The sequence below is a fragment of the Photobacterium phosphoreum genome (assembly GCF_002954725.1).
In the GTDB taxonomy this organism is placed as follows: domain Bacteria; phylum Pseudomonadota; class Gammaproteobacteria; order Enterobacterales; family Vibrionaceae; genus Photobacterium; species Photobacterium phosphoreum.
Genome location: NZ_MSCQ01000001.1, coordinates 1556327 through 1573673 on the forward strand (window position 1 = coordinate 1556327; position 17347 = coordinate 1573673).

Genomic DNA, 17347 nt, shown 5'->3' on the forward strand with positions numbered 1-17347 from the left:
ACATCCTCGACTAAATATGATTCAAAAAACCGCTTAATGAACAAAAAGGAACGCTTAAAATGTTCGTTCGCTCATTTGTGTGCGTTCGCTCAACAAATAGAGTGTAATTTAATGGCATATTAACCCTATTAAAATAGTGGGCGTTTAAAACGCTAATAATATAATCAATAACGATAAGCGAAACGAACATGACGACTTGGTTAGAAACAGAGGTTGTGATCATCGGTGGTGGTGCAACAGGTACAGGTATAATGCGTGACTGTGCCCTGCGTGGCATCAAATGTATCTTAATTGAGAAGGACGATTTAGCCTCTGGTACAACCGGCCGTAACCATGGCTTACTTCATTCAGGTGCACGCTATGCGGTTACGGATCCAGAATCAGCCAAAGAATGTATTATTGAAAACCGTATCCTTAAAAATATAGCGCGCCACTGTGTTGAAGATACACAAGGGCTATTTATTTCTTTGCCTGATGATGATCTTCAATTTCAACAACAATTCATTAGCGCCTGTCAAAATGCTGATATTGACGTTGAGCAATTAACCCCACAACAAGCATTACGATTAGAGCCAAACTGTAACCCACAACTTATAGGTGCGGTAAAAGTGCCTGACGGTACCATCGACCCTTTTCGCCTTGCCTCTTCTAACGCTCTTGATGCTATAGAGCACGGTGCACAACTTTTTAATCACACTTTTGTCACCGCCCTTATCCAACAAAATGGCACCGTCAAAGGAGTCAAATGTTTAAACCTAAAAACCAATACTCACTTTGAAATTAGAGCCCAGCAAGTTATTAATGCTGCAGGGATCTGGGGACAACAAATCTGTCAGTATGGTGATCTTAATATCACTATGTTCCCTGCCAAAGGATCATTGTTGATCTTAGATTATCGAATTAATAACTTAGTGATCAACCGCTGTAGAAAGCCTTCTGATGCCGATATATTGGTCCCAGGTGATACCATTTCGCTAATTGGTACAACATCGGAACGCATTGATTATAAAGATATTGACGATCTCCATGTGACTAGCAGAGAAATTGATATTTTATTAAAAGAAGGTGCCAAACTAGCACCCATCATGGCTAATACCCGCGTATTACGGGCTTATGCGGGCGTTCGACCATTAGTTGCTGTCGATGGTGACACCAGTGGCCGTAATATTAGCCGTGGGATCGTGTTATTAGATCACGCTGAACGCGATAGCATGGACGGTTTTATTACTATCACAGGCGGTAAGTTAATGACCTATCGCATGATGGCTGAATGGACCACAGATCTGGTTGCGAAAAAACTCGGTAACACCACCCCTTGTACGACTCACCAACGGCCATTACCGGGATCTGAGCAACCTAAAGCCATTAAGCACACTGCTAGTTTAGCCAAACCTGTCTATCAATCTGCCTATTACCGTCATGGTGAGCGCGCCCAACAATTTTTAACTGATGATAAAAAAAGCCAAGCCATTATTTGTGAATGTGAAATGGTGACCTGTGGTGAAGTTGAATATGCGATCAAACAACTGGATGTCCATAATCTGGTTGATTTACGTCGTCGCACCCGTGTCGGAATGGGACCTTGCCAAGGTGAATTATGTTCTTATCGTGCCGCAGGTTTATTTGCTGAATATGGCAATACTGATGGTAACCATGCCAGTCATATTCTCAGTGATTTTCTTGAAGAACGTTGGAAAGGCATTAAACCGGTATTTTGGGGTGATGCTTTACGCGAGGGTGAATTTTCTTATTGGATCTATGAAGGTCTCTTTGGTGTCAGTGATATTCCACCAGCATCTACATCTACCAACACTATCAATCCAAGCAATGAGGCAAAATAATGAAATTTGATAATATAATTATTGGTGGTGGTGTTGCTGGCTTAACCTGCGCTATTCGTTGTGCTCAAGCAGGGCTAAAAACAGCCGTTATTGCCGCGGGTCAAAGTGCACTCCATTTTTCTTCTGGCTCAATTGATGTGTTAAGCCGTTTACCGAATGGCACTGCAACCCATTATCCTTTTGATGAATTTGACACCTTAGCCCATCAATCACCACAACACCCTTACAGTAAACTAGGTGCTGACATTACTCGCCAAGCGATCGATTGGTATCAACAGACAATGACAAATATTGGCATTGAACTGCACCATCAAGCTCATGATTGTAACCATTTACGCATTACGCCAATGGGCACATTTAAGGCTACGTGGTTATCCCAAGCAACAGTGCACCCTTTTCCGATGTTTGATCCAGCCCAAGCATTACGCCGCATAGCATTAGTGACTATCGATGGCTTCCGTGATTTTCAACCCCAATTAGCCGCTGATAATTTACGTTTGCTACCCCACTTCGCTAATGTGGACATTACCACTGCCACGATTGCATTGCCCGATGCTGAATTAATGCAACGTAACCCGTGTGAATATCGCTCAATTGATATTTCCCGCGTATTAGTTGACGAAAATACGCTCCAGCGTTTTGCTTTAGCGATGAAAAACACCATTGGTGAAGCGGATTTGGTGGTACTTCCTGCCGTATTTGGTAATGGCACTGGGATTAAAGTCATTAAAAAACTTGAACAGTTAACAGGTTACACCGTATGTGAAATTCCAACTATGCCGCCATCATTACTCGGCATACGTTTGGAAGATGCTATGAAAAGCTATTACAAATCATTAGGTGGTCTGATTCTTGCGGGTGATGAAGTCACTCATGGTGAATTTGAGAACAACCAACTCCAACGTATTTTTACTCGTCATCACGGCGATATGCCGTTAGTCGCTAATCATTATTTATTAGCCAGTGGGAGCTTCTTTAGTCGGGGCTTACACGCTGAACGCCACCATATTGAAGAGGCTATTTTTGGATTAGATATTGCACCATTAGCATCAACTAACCACCAGCATTGGTATCAGCCACAGTTTTTCAGTGACCAACCACATCAGTTTTTAGGAATGGGCGTTGAAACTAATCAGCAATTACAACCCAGTCTTAACGGTAATGTGATTACTAATATCTACTGTGCGGGGGCTATTTTAGCCCATTACAACCCAGTCTTTGAAGGCAGTGGCAGCGGTGTTGCTATCAGCACCGGTTTTCACGCTGCACAATCGATGATCGCCTTACACGACAAGCACAGCTCAACCGCAATTTTTCCATCATTAGCAGAGGGCAATATCTAATGCTCAAGCAAGATACCAGTTTTGACCAATGCATTAAATGCACCGTATGTACCGTTTATTGCCCTGTTGCTAAAGCCAATCCAAATTACCCCGGCCCTAAACAATGTGGTCCAGATGGTGAACGATTACGGATTAAAAGTGCTGAGTTTTATGATGATATGCTTAAGCTTTGCACTAACTGTAAACGTTGTGAAACCGCTTGTCCTTCTGGAGTAAAAATCGGTGACATGATCGCAGTTGCACGCAGTAAACATGCTAAACACGATCTTAATATTAAAACAATTCGAGATTTTGTATTAAGCCATACTGATTTAATGGGTTCAGTTGCGACACCTTTCGCGCCGATCGTTAATGCAATTACTGGCTTTAAACCTGTTAAAAAGATCATGCATAAAACCATTGGTGTTCATGATCATAAAACGTTACCTAAATATTCTCATGGCACCTTTCGCCAGTGGTATAAAAAGCATTGCCAAAACCAAACTAAATATTCGCAACAAGTGCATTATTTCCATGGCTGTTACGTTAATTATAACAACCCACAGTTAGGCAAAGATTTCATCCGCGTTATGAATGCGATGAATATTGGCGTGCAGTTATTAGATAAGGAAAAATGCTGTGGGGTACCGTTAATTGCCAATGGTTTCTTTGATAAAGCCAAGAAAAATGCATTACTTAACACCCAAATTTTTGAAGCTGTTGTTGAAAAATATAATTCAACCATTGTTTCAACCTCTTCTACTTGTGCCTTTACCCTACGTGAAGAATATCCGCATGTATTAAAAATAGATAATGCCAAAGTTGCCGATCGGATTGAATATGTTACCCGTTTTTTACTTAAAGCGTTTATGAATGGTAATACCCCAAAATTAAAACCTATTAATAAAAAAGTGGTCTACCATACTCCGTGTCATCTTGAGCGCACTGGCGGTAGTTTATACACCATTGAGTTACTTAAAATGATCCCTGGATTAGATCTTGAAATATTAGATAGCCAATGCTGTGGCTTAGCGGGTACTTATGGTTTTAAAACTGAAAACTATGATACATCAATGAAAATTGGCGAGGATTTATTTCAAAAAATCCGCCATGCAAAAGCAGATTACGCAATAACTGATTGCGAAACCTGTAAATGGCAAATTGAAGAAAACACTGATTTAACAACAATTCACCCTGTTAGCTTGCTCGCGATGGCATTAGCTGACTAAACACACCTTTACCAATCGGTTATTTTTGATAATACTAATCGAGTACGCAGTATTTCCCCCGATTAAATAGTGCGTACTTTTAACTCGCTCAATGGCTAGCGAGATAGGTTTATCTAACGATTGAGTCAACATATTATGTTATTTCTAAAACCACTAGGGCTATTGTTTACCGCACTGATATTAAGCAGTTGTTCTTTTATGGCTATCGCTGCTGATAGCAATGAAGCGGTTCATTTTAAAACAGGGACTAGCAGTGAGCAGTATGTCGCAACAACAGCCAACTATGATGTTAATAATTATGTTTTTTATGCTAAAAAAGATCAGCATTTAAAAGTAACCCTCGACACCAAAAGTACTAAATTATGGGTGGCTCTATTAAACTCAAAACTTGAAAATATTGCTGATTTAAGCCCATTTTCTGCAGATATTAATCATAACGGCGAATATATTTTACCTTACGATGGCAAATACACTATCCGCATTGGTCAATATCGCGCTTTTGCTCGTCGTGGTGAGAGTAGCCATTACACATTAACTATCGCGATCGATTAGCCACTCTTATTACCTCATTGGGGCTGTAAAACAGGTTGTTGCTTGGTTTTCATTAAGTACCCACATAATATGAACATTAGTGAGTACAATACTGTACCGCCAGTAACAACCATACTCCAACCGCCATGCTGCCAACAGTAAATCAACAAAAATCCCCCTAAACTACCACCAACATAATAATGAACTAAATAGAGCGCAGTGGCAGTTGCTTTAGCGACTTTTGCATGATGACTGACCCAAGCATAAGCTAATGAGTGGGTAAAAAATGCGCCTGAGCTCAATAACAGCAAGCTGATTAAAATAGTGAACCGTGATTCAACTAATCCTAGCCACATTCCCACCAAACTTAAAATTCCTCCTAAGATCATCCCTGATATTGGATTGAACTTACTTGCCCAACGACCGCTTAAACGTGATGTGATGGTGCCACTTAAATAACAAAGAAAAATTAATGATGCCCAACTGAGTGGTAAATTAAACGGTGCAGCTACTAATCTAAACCCTGTCACAGAATAAAGGTTAACAAATAATGCAAAATTTATTCCACCAATTAACATTGCTAGCCATAATACAGGTTGTTTAAGATGTGCGATTAACTGTCGGCCATGTACGTGCAGTTGATGGTTATGACGAACAAAATGTTGCTGTGGCGGTAATAATTTAATCACCACAATAGCTCCAAGTAAACTCATTACCGCCATCCCTAACACTGCCCCATGCCAGCCAAGTTGCTCACCAATAACACCACCGTATAATCGCCCAGCAATGCCTCCTAATGAGTTAGCACTGATATAGCCACCGACGGCTAACATTAATGCTTTAGGACTAAACTCCTCAGCCATATAAGCAACAGCAACAGCAACATAGCCTGCAACAGAGATCCCCATAACCGCTCGCGCTAAAGTTAAAGTAAATAAATCTTGGGTGAAAACCATCGCAAGGCCAACAATAGGCATCAATAATAAGCTGATCACCATGATGATCCGTCGCCCTACTATCTCAGATGCAATCGCCCATGGAATTAAACAGACTGCGAGCATTAATGTCGTAGCTGCCAAGACCCAATTAATTTGTGTTGCCGATACGGAAAATTCAGTCGCCATTAATGGCAACATCGGCTGGAACAAATACAAATTACAAAAAACGATAAAAGAGCCTAATGCCAACGCAAAACTGGTTTTTTTATAGGCTAGAGTGTTGGTTTCTATCATGATCTCACCATTAAAATATTCTATGCTCAGTGGGTTATATCATTAGGGTAACAATGGCTTTTTTATAAAGACTAAACATAACGTGACAAGACGATAACAACAGCGACATAATAATAAAAATATATAATTAATATCACTGTGATAAACAAAAACTATAGCTATGAATACTCGCTTACTGACTTATTTTGCTAAATTAGCAGAAACAAAAAATTTCACTCGTGCCGCAGAGCAACTTCATATTGCGCAACCTGCGCTCAGCGTTGCTATCAAAAAACTCGAACAGCAATTAGATCTAACCCTTTTTTATCGAAATGAACGCAAAGTCATGCTAACTCAAGAAGGTGAAGTATTACTGGTACACGCTAAGCAAATTCTACAAAAAATAGCAGATGCAACTTTAGCAATGAAAGAATTACGTGGGTTAGAAAAAGGGGAAGTTAGGCTAGGTGTACCCAGCATGTTGGGATCATATTTTTTCCCTCAAATATTAATGGGATTTAAAAGCCACTACCCTAACCTTAAATTAACTATCGTTGAAGCTGGCACCCAATCTATTCGAAAAATGTTACTTGATAGCGAATTAGATCTCGGGGTCATTATTAATCATAACGTACCCGCCAGCTTACAAATTGAGCATCTCTTGCGTTCACAGATGGTCGCTGTCGTCAGTGAGCAGCATGATTTCGCCACAAAAAAAAGCCTAAGCTTCACCGATTTTTTTGGACAAGAATTAGTGGCATTTAAGCCGGGATATTTTCATCGTGAAATGTTAGATCACGTCTGCGAACAACACAATTTAACCCCTAACATTTCATTTGAAACAAATTTATTACCGATGATTTTACAAATCGTTCGCCATGACTTTGCTATTACTGCATTACTTGAATTAGTCACAGATCATGAACCGCATCTGATCCCCATCCCTTTTGCCGAACCCATTCAGTTAGATCTTGCTATGGCATGGCGTAAGCAAGGTTACCTCTCACTTGCTGATAGAACCTTTATTGAATACGTTAAACAGCAATGCTAATAATAACAATTGTTAATAACCATTAGTAATAATATAGTGAGCGATTTTTAACATTTACAAAACATACTAGCATCAATATAAAACACCACAAAAATCAAATTATTAACATCATCAATAAAAGCATGGGTGAGATCATATCCTTGACTGTTAACAGTCGTTCATAAGCTGTTTTTTAGCTACATTAGTCGCGATTTTTATGAAAAATATGCAGTAATACATCATAAATGCATATTTTATTTGATTTTAGGAGAGGACTTTCCATGACGGAATTATTAATTGGTTTGGTGATCACCATTGCCGTTGGTTATTATATAGTAAAGGGATATAACGCGGCTGGCGTTTTATTAACAGCGGGAATTTCGTTATTAATTATTGCAGGTTTATTAGGCCATTCAGTGTTACCTGCAACAGTTACATCTACTGGCAATCTATTAACTGACTCACTTGAGTATGTGAAATACATGCTTCAAAACCGTGGCGGCGGTCTAGGTTTACAGATCATGCTATTGTGTGGTTTTGCTTCTTATATGACCCACATTGGCGCAAATAACGTCGTTGTTAAGCAATTTTCAAAACCTCTTTCTTTTATCAAATCGCCTTACGTTTTATTAGTTGCTGCCTATATTGTTGCCTGTTTAATGTCACTCGCTGTCAGTTCTGCAACAGGACTTGGCGTGCTATTAATGGCAACCTTATTCCCAATGATGACCGCAATGGGCATATCTCGCCCAGCAGCTGCGGCAGTCTGTGCATCACCTGCCGCGATCATTCTTTCACCAACATCAGGTGATGTTATTGTTGCAGCCGAAAAATCAGGCTTACCTCTACATGTTTTCGCTGTAGAAACCGTATTACCCGTTTCTATCTGTGCCATTATCGTGATGGCAGTCGCTGCGTTTTTCTGGAATAAATACCTTGATAAGAAAGACAACACACCAATGGAACGTGTTGATATTTCAGAAATGGAAGTTAATGCACCGGCTTATTACTCGATCTTACCTTTCATGCCAATTATCGGCGTATTCTTATTTAATGGTGAAACCATTCCAGGGTTAACTCTGGATATTTACACGATTGTGATCGTTTCTATTACGCTAGGTGCTTTGGTTGATTTCTTTACTAACCGTTTGAACGGCAAGGTAACATTAAGTAATCTTGAATCTTGTTATGCGGGTATGGGTGATGCATTTAAAGGCGTGGTAATGTTATTAGTCGCCGCGGGTGTATTCGCGCAAGGTCTGATGACGGTTGGTACTATTGATAACCTGATTGCTCTAGCAGATAAAGCCGGTGCTGGCGGTTTCGCACTAATGCTATTATTAACAGCCCTTACTGTTGCTGCCGCAATTGCTACAGGTTCAGGCAATGCACCTTTCTATGCCTTCGTAGAACTTGCTCCTCAATTGGCGGGTAAATTAGGTTTAAGCCCTGCTTTCCTTATTATCCCGATGCTACAAGCATCAAACTTAGGTCGCACAATTTCTCCAGTATCTGGTGTTATTGTTGCAACATCAGGCATGGCAAAAATTAACCCATTTGATGTTGTTAAGCGTACTGTTGTTCCTGTCCTTTGTGGTTTAGCTACCGTTATTCTAGGTACATTCGTATTGGTTCCAATGTACGTTTAATGATTAAGTCGAATAACGGTTTAATCTATTAAGCATCTAAAAATAGTAAGCCCATTGAGAAAATACACTCAATGGGCTTTTTTTATATTGTACATCACGGCACAATTACGGTTATTGATTCAAACCGTAATTATTTATCTATGAACAAACAGCAAGCCCTTACTCAAATATTAACCTTTGGTCCACAGCGAGACGCCGCTTTTTCAGTCTTCGTCAGTGCTGACATCGAGCCTAATGAAGTACCGTTTGAGGTTAGTCGACAGCATTTAATTATGGTGCTAGAGCAATACCTTGCCGATGAGATTGATGCAGATGATCTCGAGCAATGGGCCAACTTAATTAATTTTAGAACAGATATTGATGGCAGCGATATCGAAGGCTATCTATATGCATTAGCCAATCCAGAAATGATGGGGAATAACGATAATAAAGCGAACATTTTACGCATGCTCGCAGTATTAACACAAAGCTAACAGCTTAACCTGCGCGGAGTGCAAGTAACGCAGGTAAATCATAAGGCGGTTGGTACAAACAAAAATCGACCTTTTTAATGTCGACCGCTAAAATTGACATTCGATCCGCTAATTCATTGCCTTCAATGCCGACATGGCCGTTTACATGATGGATAATAACCTGTGCTTTTAATGCTTGGTAACGGGTAAACATTTTTTGAATCAACACTAAGTTTTTAATTTCACCCCCCGCTTTTTTCCAACCATTTTTCTGCCATGTTACGGCCCACTGAGTAATACATTGAATGGAATATTTTGAATCACAAAAAATAGCCACAGTCGATGTTTGAGCCAATACCTGTTCGGCTAATACTAATGCTTGGTTAAGTGCATTTAACTCTGCGGTATTATTGGTTCCCATTGGTTCATACAAGCCATACCATAACTCACTTAGCTGATTATTACGGTATAACGCCAATCCAGATCCCGCTTTACCTGGGTTAGGATCGCAACCACCATCGGTGAAAATCTTAATTTCAGCCGTCAATGCATGCACTTGTTCACTGGTTAATGAACCTTTACTCGGAGTAGTGCGTTTTGCTGCTGTTTTATTAGCACCGACTGAAGATCGAACGGTTTGCGGTTGTTTACCAAAAGCGGCTACAGCTTCTGTTTGAGTTGGAAATGATTTATATCGTGCCCCTGCAAATTTATCGACTTGCTGCTTACAACTTGCCCAGTCACTGTAAATACCAGGTTCACGACCGCTCCAAACAACATAATATTTTTTGGCCACCATTTTCTCCACACTCTCTTCAATATCGTACTGATTGCTCACACGAACATACATACTTGGTATTCTAAGATTCTACCACTAATGTACCTTTCTGATTATGCTAAGATAAACATCACCACTAAAATATACTCGCATTCACAGTCAATTGTGTCCCCAAACCAATGACGATATCGAGCAATCTACATTTATTTATTCACAGTGTGAGTTTGGAGTTCAATTTTGAGCCATAAAATACGCTTAGACATTGCTAATGGCATGTCACAGCTGGGGATTAATGTTCAACCACAAGATAATATATCAACGGCCATATTTATGGTGCTTTGCTGTGCCCTTGCGTTTTTATCCTATGTCTTTGTTCGTTGGGGGCTACTCGCTCTATTACGCTCTGCTATTAAACGTTCCCAAGCGACATGGGGACACGTCATGGTACGGCACAAAGTGTTTGAAAAACTATCATTGACCATTCCCGCAATGGTGCTCAATATTGTTATACCACTCGTGTTAGATAAGCACGCTATTCTCAGTAGTTTCATTGATCGCACATTAAGTTTATGGTTAATAATTGTATTAGTAAGAAGCACCTATGCATTTCTTGATGCCACTAACGATATGGCAGATATTAATCAGATCAGCCGTAATCTTCCGGTAAAAAGCTTTGTTCAGCTATCAAAGTTAATCATCTTTTTTATCGGCGCAATTATTGCTATTTCAGTACTTGCTAACCGTTCCCCCATTTATTTTCTTAGTGGCTTAGGTGTCGCGACAGGTTTAGTATTATTAGTTTTCCGCGATACGATTTTAGGCTTTGTCGCCGGTATTCAGCTATCAGCTAACCAAATGGTTAAAGTAGGTGATTGGATCCAAATGGATAAATACAATGCTAATGGCAGCATTGATGAAGTGTCCCTTACCACCGTTAAGGTAAAGAACTGGGATAATACGGTTACCAATATTCCAGCTTACGCACTAGTGCAAGATTCGTTTATTAACTGGCGTCAAATGCAAGAGTCTGGTGGACGCCGGATCAAACGTTCGGTGCTAATCGATATTGAAACCATTAAATTTATTGATGAACAACAGCAACAGCAATTAACGAAGATCCCTTATGTTGCAGACTTTCTGACCAAGAGAAACGCCGAAATTGCTACGGGTGATGCGCATGCTCTACAAATCACCAATATCACTGTCTTTCGAGCTTACTTAGAAGCTTACTTAAAGCAAAACAGTAAAATCCGTCAAGATATGACCTTTATTGTGCGTGAATTAGAACCCACAGCTCAAGGTTTACCCGTACAAATTTATGTGTTTGCTAATGATACTCGTTGGGCGTTTTATGAAGCTATTCAAGCTGATATTTTTGATCACGTATTAGCCATTTTGCCTCAATTTGATCTCTCCGTTTATCAAAGCCCTGATGGCTCAGATATAAGAAGCATACAAACACATTAAAAAAACTAGAGGTCGAGTTATCATACTTGACCTCTACTCTTTTAGACCATTTACCCATCAATATTTACTCAATTCTTTTTATTGAGATCGTACCAATTGGTAATCCATTTGAATAATGTAAGCCATTTTCAAAATCAGTATCAGCTCTTGTTGATGTCAATAATGATATATTTTCATGCGGAGTCAATGGTACATCTGCAGCAGTAAATATCGTTCCAGCATCACTGCCGGCATCATAAGTTTTAATATCTTTTGCAAGCGTGGTAAGCCAACCATCGCCATCTTTCAAAGAAAGACTATCAATACCTGCAAACCAATCAGGACTTGGCGCTAACATCGTTACCAATGAAATTAATGGAAACTGTTGGGTTACTGTAAATGTTACCGTTACTGAATTTTCACCTGCATCCAAACTGGCAATAGAGAGCCCACTACCATCTATAGTTGAATGCCCATTACCATTATTAATTACGCTATTTATCTCAGGTTTAATATCATCTTTAGAGCCCGTTTCAGCGACTTTAACAACACCAGCAGACGCTAATTCATCAACTTTAAACAAATGAACATTACTATTATGCGTAAGACCTATTAACCCTGAAAAATGACGATTATTTGGATAATTTGTTGGGAAATTGGTACTACTCCAATTAGAGGTAAACGTTAGCTTATAGGTTGCTGTTTCTGAGTAACGATTAAAATCATCATCATTATCACTGCCACACCCGCCAAGTAGAAATAAAATACCAACAAAGAGAGAAAACCCATATTGCTTCATTTCAATCACCATTTATATCATATGATATTATTATTAATATGAAGTAACATTATGGTTCAAAATATTTTTCACCATGGGATATTCAAGTAATAAAACGCCCCTAAAAAATTTTATTCTTCTCTGATTTTTATAATTTTCATCTTAATTCTTTTAATAGTCATAAAACTCTATTGGAATAAATGAGTTATCCACTATCGTTTAATATCAACTTTTATTATTCACACAAAAATAACGGTCTTATATTTAAGAATACAACAATATAATTGAGAATGATTTTCACTTACAAAATAACATCAATAAAAACCAAAACCATACAAAAGGTCTGGATTTATAAAGGCTAGCCAGCGTTTAGGTGAGCCGCTATAATTCCCGCCTCAAAATATAGAGGTCAAAACATGCACACAAAAGTAACTCCTATTAATAGCTATCCTAAGTATTGGGCTGAATGCTATGGCACCGCCCCATTCTTGCCAACATCCCGTAAAGAAATGGATGCACTTGGCTGGGACAGCTGTGACATTATCATTGTTACTGGTGATGCCTATGTTGACCATCCTAGCTTTGGTATGGCCGTTATTGGTCGCTTACTTGAATCTCAAGGTTTCCGTGTCGGTATTATTGCCCAACCTAAATGGGATAATAAAGACGATTTTATGGCACTGGGACAACCAAACCTTTATTTTGGTATAACGTCAGGTAACATGGACTCAATGATCAACCGCTATACGGCTGATCGCAAACTACGTAAAGACGATGCTTACACACCGAATAATGAAGGCGGTAAACGTCCAGATCGTGCCGTATTAGTTTACTCACAACGTTGCCGTGAAGCTTATAAAGAAGCTCCCATTGTTTTAGGCGGTATTGAAGCTAGCTTACGTCGTCTTGCTCACTATGATTACTGGTCAGACAAAGTCCGTCGCTCAGTATTAATGGATGCTAAAGCTGATATTTTATTATTTGGTAACGCTGAACGTGCGCTTGTTGAAGTATCACACCGTATCGCAAATGGCGAAGATATTAAGTCATTAACTGATATTGCAGGCACTGCAGTAATGATCAAAGATATTCCTGAACGTTATCAGGAAATTGATTCATCACGCATTGAAAAACCCGGTCGTGCAATGGTGATGCAAAACCCATACGCCACCGAAGAAACATGTGCTTCTAATAAAGAAGAAAAAGAAAAACAACCACAAGTGATTCACGTTCGTCCCTCTCGTCATGATGCTGAAAATACTGTTGTCCGTTTGCCATCATATGAAAAGCTAGCAAATGACCGTATTTTATATGCACATGCTAGCCGAGTAATGCACCTAGAAACTAACCCGTATTCTGGACGTGCATTAATCCAAAAACATGCTGATCGTGAATTGTGGATCAACCGTGCGCCGATTCCACTATCTACTGAAGAAATGGATTTTGTATTTGGATTACCTTTTGCTCGCGTACCTCACCCAAGTTACGGTAAAGCAAAAATCCCAGCGTATGACATGATCAAAACCTCGGTTAATATCATGCGTGGTTGCTTTGGTGGTTGTTCTTTCTGTTCTATCACCGAACATGAAGGACGTATCATCCAAAACCGTTCTCAAGAATCGATTCTGAATGAGCTAGAAGAAATTCGCGATAAAGTCCCTGGTTTTACAGGTACGATCTCTGATTTGGGTGGTCCAACAGCCAACATGTATCGTTTAGGCTGTTCAGATCCTCGAGCAGAAGCAAATTGCCGTCGTCCATCATGTATCTTCCCTAAGATTTGTGAAAAACTAAATACTGACCATCAACATCTGATAGATCTATACCGCAGTGCTCGTGATGTTAAAGGCATTAAAAAGATCATGATCGCGTCAGGCGTTCGTTATGATTTGGCCGTAGAATCACCAGAATATGTGCGTGAGCTTGTGACTCACCATGTGGGCGGATACTTAAAAATCGCGCCTGAGCACACAGAGAAAGGTACACTTGATCTGATGATGAAGCCGGGCATGGGCACCTATGACCGCTTTAAATCGATGTTTGAACAATACAGTCAAGAAGCAGGTAAAAAACAATACCTTATTCCTTACTTTATTTCAGCGCATCCCGGCTCAACGGATGACGATATGTTGAACCTCGCGTTATGGCTTAAACAAAACGATTACCAATGTGATCAGGTACAAAACTTTTACCCGTCACCAATGTGTAATGCAACAGCCATGTACCACTCTGAAACTAACCCGTTGAAGAAAGTGAAGTACAAAGGTCGTGAAGATTTATTTGTCGCAAAAGGTGAGCGTCAACGCCGCTTGCACAAAGCACTATTACGCTACCACGATCCAGTAAACTGGCCTCTTATCCGTGATGCTTTAATCACGATGGGCAAGAAATATCTGATTGGCAATCGTCCCAATTGTTTAGTGCCAGAAGCTGGCAGTGACGCGGAAATGACACCTGCGGAACGTCGCGGTTCTGGTCGTCATGGTTCAAAACGTTTTGCGACTAAGAACCCAAATCAACCCGATATTCGTACTGATGGCAAACGCCCTCAAAGTAACCGTAACGGTAAGCCATTAGGTAATGGTAATACTGCATCAACAGGTACAAGCAGTAACCGCGGTGGAAGTAACAACGCGAATAATACAACCAGCAACCGCGGCGGAAGTAATAACGCGAATAATACAACCAGCAACCGCGGCGGAAGTAATAACGCGAATAATACAAGTGGTAACCGTAATGGTAAGCCCGGTCAACCAAGTAACCGTCCTACTAACCGTAATGGCAAACCAACACGTAACCGCACAGGTGCGTAATTAACGCTCATGATTAAACACTGAGTCTTAAACAACAACGCCGTCTTATTTAAGACGGCGTTGTTGTTTTATAACTATTTGACTTAATATTAATAATTTTAATGATTAGTTAGAGCACTAATGGCAAAATAAAACACACAAATGATTAACAATATTTTTGTTTTTCACATTTTTAGGGATAAGTCATCATTGTGAGATACATCTATACTATTGGCCTTACTTCAACATTGCTCATTGCAGGGTCTGCTGCTGCTAGCATATCTCAAGATTATGATGCTTGCTTACTCAATGCAGTGAAAAACCAAAGTGGTAGCCTAACACTGAATGACATTCGCTTACGCTGCAAAAATACGGTAGCAAGTATAACCAAAGACACAGATAAATCTCAGCCATCTCTCGTCTCTCAACGTTTAAAATATGAACGAGATACCGCTTTTAACCGCTTTGTTATTACGCCTCATCGTATGAATTATTTCCTCCCCGTAGTCATGACAGATAGCATTAATCATACTGCTTACAAGGATAGTTCTTGGGGCGGTAAAATGAAAAATGCCGAAGCTGAATTTCAAATCAGTTTTAAAACCCCATTAAGTTATGGTGATTTACTGATCCATAATGATGGCTTATTTGCCGCTTTGACATTGAAATCATACTGGCAAGTGTACGCTGAGGATATATCACGTCCCTTTAGAGAAACTAACTATCGTCCTGAAATGTTTTATCTTGCGCCAACACCTTGGGCTCCTTTTGGTGCAAACACGTGGATGACATTAGGTATAGAACATCAGTCTAATGGTCGAACTCAAGGGTTATCTCGAAGTTGGAATCGTGTCTATACTGATCTGATTGTTGAAAAAGGTAATTTAGTTTTCTCACTACGTCCTTGGTGGCGTATACCTGAAGACAAGAAAGAAGATCCATTATCGCCTAAAGGAGATGATAACCCAGATATCATTGATTATATGGGGCATTATGAAGTCAATGCAGTCTATAAGTGGCTAGATTACGAATTTAGCTTCACGGGTCGTCAAAACTTTGCCACCAATAAAGGTTATGGTGAACTTGGTATGACTTTCCCGTTATGGGGTAAGTTACGAGGATACACTAAGTACTCTACAGGCTATGGTGAGAACTTAATTGATTACAATCACAAGCAACAGCGAATCGGTGTCGGTGTTTCATTAACTGATTTACTCTAACGAAATAATTCAAACCCAATAAAAATAATCGCAGCGGAGCCTAATACCGCAACCAAACCAGTGACAATCTGATTTTGCTGCGATTTTGATAAATAACGAATAACCCAATAAGCAAAGGCTAATAGTCCAACAATAACCAATAACTTTAACATCCAGCACTCCTTTGACTTTGGCTAACAAATAATGGCATACCAATATGATATCTGATTGACAACGATCAATCTGAGTCTTGTCTATAAAGTGTAGGTGGTTATATCAATAAAAATAGCACCCTCAGGTGCTATTTTTAACCATTGTTTATCTTTCGCTGTTATTACATTTTAAACATTGGTATGTCTTGTAATTGTGGAATAATTTGTTGAAGTTGTTGTTCTTGTTTTGCTAATCCTTCAATTGAACCACATAAATCATTGGCTTTTACTTTCATTTCACCACTATGCTGAGTCACGGTATCCGTGATCTGGGTCTTTAACTGTGAAAATTTAGTCTGCATTTGGCTAAAATCTAAATCACCATTTTTCATTTCATCACCCAGCGCCATTAATACACTCGATATTGATTCTACTGTTACTTGCTGCATAGCGTTTTCAAATTCAGTTTTCCATGTTGTGTCCATACTGCTAAACACATCAGCAGGCATCACAAACTCGCCTTGTTTATTATGAAATTTTTGCTGTGCTTGTTCACTTAATTGATTAACGAGAGCCTGCACTTTTAAAAATGCTGCTTGTGAATCAAAACTACTAGAAACATCCTTCAAGACAGCTAATGCTAATCCTGTTCCTTGCTGTGCTAGCGCTGCCATTTGTGGCAAATAGGTCTGCATATTGTCACTATAGGCAGTTAATGCTTGTTGTTGCATCGTATTAAGATCAATTTTCTGTCCATTAATAAATAAATTATTATTATCGTCGATCAATAATTTAGGTTTTCCTGCTTCATAAACCGATACATTACCTTTATCAATATGAATAGGATTAGGAACATCAACAGGACAGCTTTGTGCATATACTGTACTTGAACCTAATAGCAACGCACTGCCAATCAACCATTTTTTCATAGACATTT

The 17347-nt window shown here is 39.5% G+C and carries 15 protein-coding genes; 10 read left to right on the top strand and 5 right to left on the bottom strand.

Translation table 11 applies throughout. The annotated features are described in order from the left end of the window. Window positions 1–188 precede the first annotated feature (188 nt). The 4 genes from glpA (at window position 189) to BTO21_RS06865 (ending at window position 4944) form a co-directional block, all read left to right on the top strand. Window positions 189–1841: an anaerobic glycerol-3-phosphate dehydrogenase subunit A gene (glpA, locus tag BTO21_RS06850; RefSeq protein ID WP_045030510.1), complete on the top strand. Its 1653-nt coding sequence runs from the start codon at window positions 189–191 to the stop codon at window positions 1839–1841. Further along, window positions 1841–3184, top strand: coding sequence for a glycerol-3-phosphate dehydrogenase subunit GlpB (gene glpB / locus BTO21_RS06855; RefSeq protein ID WP_045030511.1), 1344 nt, complete (start codon window positions 1841–1843; stop codon window positions 3182–3184). Before glpA ends, glpB begins: the two co-directional genes overlap by 1 nt. Continuing rightward, window positions 3184–4392 (top strand): anaerobic glycerol-3-phosphate dehydrogenase subunit GlpC, encoded by a 1209-nt coding sequence (gene glpC, locus BTO21_RS06860; RefSeq protein WP_105026739.1) that lies wholly within the window; start codon window positions 3184–3186, stop codon window positions 4390–4392. The genes glpB and glpC overlap by 1 nt, the downstream gene beginning before the upstream one ends. A 120-nt stretch (window positions 4393–4512) precedes the next feature. Further along, a complete protein-coding gene (locus BTO21_RS06865) occupies window positions 4513–4944 on the top strand; it encodes a PPC domain-containing protein (protein WP_232573652.1) in 432 nt (143 codons plus the stop codon). A 14-nt stretch (window positions 4945–4958) separates the two neighbouring features. Here BTO21_RS06865 and BTO21_RS06870 read toward each other — a convergent pair whose 3' ends face one another. Beyond that, window positions 4959–6155: an MFS transporter gene (locus BTO21_RS06870; RefSeq protein WP_045030513.1), complete on the bottom strand. Its 1197-nt coding sequence runs from the start codon at window positions 6153–6155 to the stop codon at window positions 4959–4961. 160 nt (window positions 6156–6315) lie between these two features. Between BTO21_RS06870 and BTO21_RS06875 the strand changes: the two genes are divergently transcribed. From BTO21_RS06875 to BTO21_RS06885, 3 genes are all read left to right on the top strand, one after another. Beyond that, complete coding sequence (locus BTO21_RS06875; protein ID WP_045030515.1) at window positions 6316–7185, top strand: LysR family transcriptional regulator; 870 nt, start codon at window positions 6316–6318, stop codon at window positions 7183–7185. A 260-nt stretch (window positions 7186–7445) separates the two neighbouring features. Continuing rightward, the gene (gene dcuC, locus BTO21_RS06880; protein WP_045030516.1) at window positions 7446–8813 is read left to right on the top strand and encodes an anaerobic C4-dicarboxylate transporter DcuC; all 1368 of its coding nucleotides are present in this window, start codon (window positions 7446–7448) and stop codon (window positions 8811–8813) included. Between the two features lie 71 nt (window positions 8814–8884). Continuing rightward, window positions 8885–9286: a hypothetical protein gene (locus BTO21_RS06885; RefSeq protein WP_239997990.1), complete on the top strand. Its 402-nt coding sequence runs from the start codon at window positions 8885–8887 to the stop codon at window positions 9284–9286. A gap of 4 nt (window positions 9287–9290) precedes the next feature. Here BTO21_RS06885 and BTO21_RS06890 read toward each other — a convergent pair whose 3' ends face one another. Then, window positions 9291–10061: a ribonuclease H family protein gene (locus tag BTO21_RS06890; protein ID WP_045030535.1), complete on the bottom strand. Its 771-nt coding sequence runs from the start codon at window positions 10059–10061 to the stop codon at window positions 9291–9293. Window positions 10062–10280: 219 nt separating this feature from the next. Here BTO21_RS06890 and BTO21_RS06895 point away from each other — a divergent pair, with 219 nt between their 5' ends. Next, entirely contained in the window at window positions 10281–11510 is a 1230-nt protein-coding gene (locus BTO21_RS06895) for a mechanosensitive ion channel family protein (protein WP_082056878.1), read from the top strand. Window positions 11511–11574: 64 nt separating this feature from the next. On the opposite strand, the gene BTO21_RS06900 is transcribed toward BTO21_RS06895, so the two are convergent. Further along, window positions 11575–12288, bottom strand: coding sequence for a spondin domain-containing protein (locus BTO21_RS06900; RefSeq protein ID WP_045030518.1), 714 nt, complete (start codon window positions 12286–12288; stop codon window positions 11575–11577). A gap of 395 nt (window positions 12289–12683) precedes the next feature. On the opposite strand from BTO21_RS06900, the gene BTO21_RS06905 reads away from it, so the two are divergent. Both BTO21_RS06905 and BTO21_RS06910 read left to right on the top strand, forming a co-directional pair. Then, window positions 12684–15080, top strand: coding sequence for a YgiQ family radical SAM protein (locus tag BTO21_RS06905; protein WP_105026740.1), 2397 nt, complete (start codon window positions 12684–12686; stop codon window positions 15078–15080). 191 nt (window positions 15081–15271) lie between these two features. Continuing rightward, window positions 15272–16279: a phospholipase A gene (locus tag BTO21_RS06910; RefSeq protein ID WP_045030521.1), complete on the top strand. Its 1008-nt coding sequence runs from the start codon at window positions 15272–15274 to the stop codon at window positions 16277–16279. On the opposite strand, the gene BTO21_RS20055 is transcribed toward BTO21_RS06910, so the two are convergent. Both BTO21_RS20055 and BTO21_RS06915 read right to left on the bottom strand, forming a co-directional pair. Then, complete coding sequence (locus tag BTO21_RS20055) at window positions 16276–16431, bottom strand: hypothetical protein (RefSeq protein ID WP_045030523.1); 156 nt, start codon at window positions 16429–16431, stop codon at window positions 16276–16278. The genes BTO21_RS06910 and BTO21_RS20055 overlap by 4 nt on opposite strands. Window positions 16432–16592: 161 nt before the next feature. Then, complete coding sequence (locus tag BTO21_RS06915; RefSeq protein ID WP_045030525.1) at window positions 16593–17339, bottom strand: DUF2884 family protein; 747 nt, start codon at window positions 17337–17339, stop codon at window positions 16593–16595. Between the last annotated feature and the right edge of the window lie 8 nt (window positions 17340–17347).

What these genes read in the sequence shown, in the direction of transcription:
- glpA (WP_045030510.1), top strand. Translation starts at nt 189, where the DNA reads ATGACGACTTGGTTAGAAACAGAGGTTGTGATCATCGGTGGTGGTGCA.
- glpB (WP_045030511.1), top strand. Translation starts at nt 1,841, where the DNA reads ATGAAATTTGATAATATAATTATTGGTGGTGGTGTTGCTGGCTTAACC.
- glpC (WP_105026739.1), top strand. Translation starts at nt 3,184, where the DNA reads ATGCTCAAGCAAGATACCAGTTTTGACCAATGCATTAAATGCACCGTA.
- BTO21_RS06870 (WP_045030513.1), bottom strand. Translation starts at nt 6,155, where the DNA reads ATGATAGAAACCAACACTCTAGCCTATAAAAAAACCAGTTTTGCGTTG.
- BTO21_RS06875 (WP_045030515.1), top strand. Translation starts at nt 6,316, where the DNA reads ATGAATACTCGCTTACTGACTTATTTTGCTAAATTAGCAGAAACAAAA.
- dcuC (WP_045030516.1), top strand. Translation starts at nt 7,446, where the DNA reads ATGACGGAATTATTAATTGGTTTGGTGATCACCATTGCCGTTGGTTAT.
- BTO21_RS06885 (WP_239997990.1), top strand. Translation starts at nt 8,885, where the DNA reads ATGGGCTTTTTTTATATTGTACATCACGGCACAATTACGGTTATTGAT.
- BTO21_RS06900 (WP_045030518.1), bottom strand. Translation starts at nt 12,288, where the DNA reads ATGAAGCAATATGGGTTTTCTCTCTTTGTTGGTATTTTATTTCTACTT.
- BTO21_RS06905 (WP_105026740.1), top strand. Translation starts at nt 12,684, where the DNA reads ATGCACACAAAAGTAACTCCTATTAATAGCTATCCTAAGTATTGGGCT.
- BTO21_RS20055 (WP_045030523.1), bottom strand. Translation starts at nt 16,431, where the DNA reads ATGTTAAAGTTATTGGTTATTGTTGGACTATTAGCCTTTGCTTATTGG.
- BTO21_RS06915 (WP_045030525.1), bottom strand. Translation starts at nt 17,339, where the DNA reads ATGAAAAAATGGTTGATTGGCAGTGCGTTGCTATTAGGTTCAAGTACA.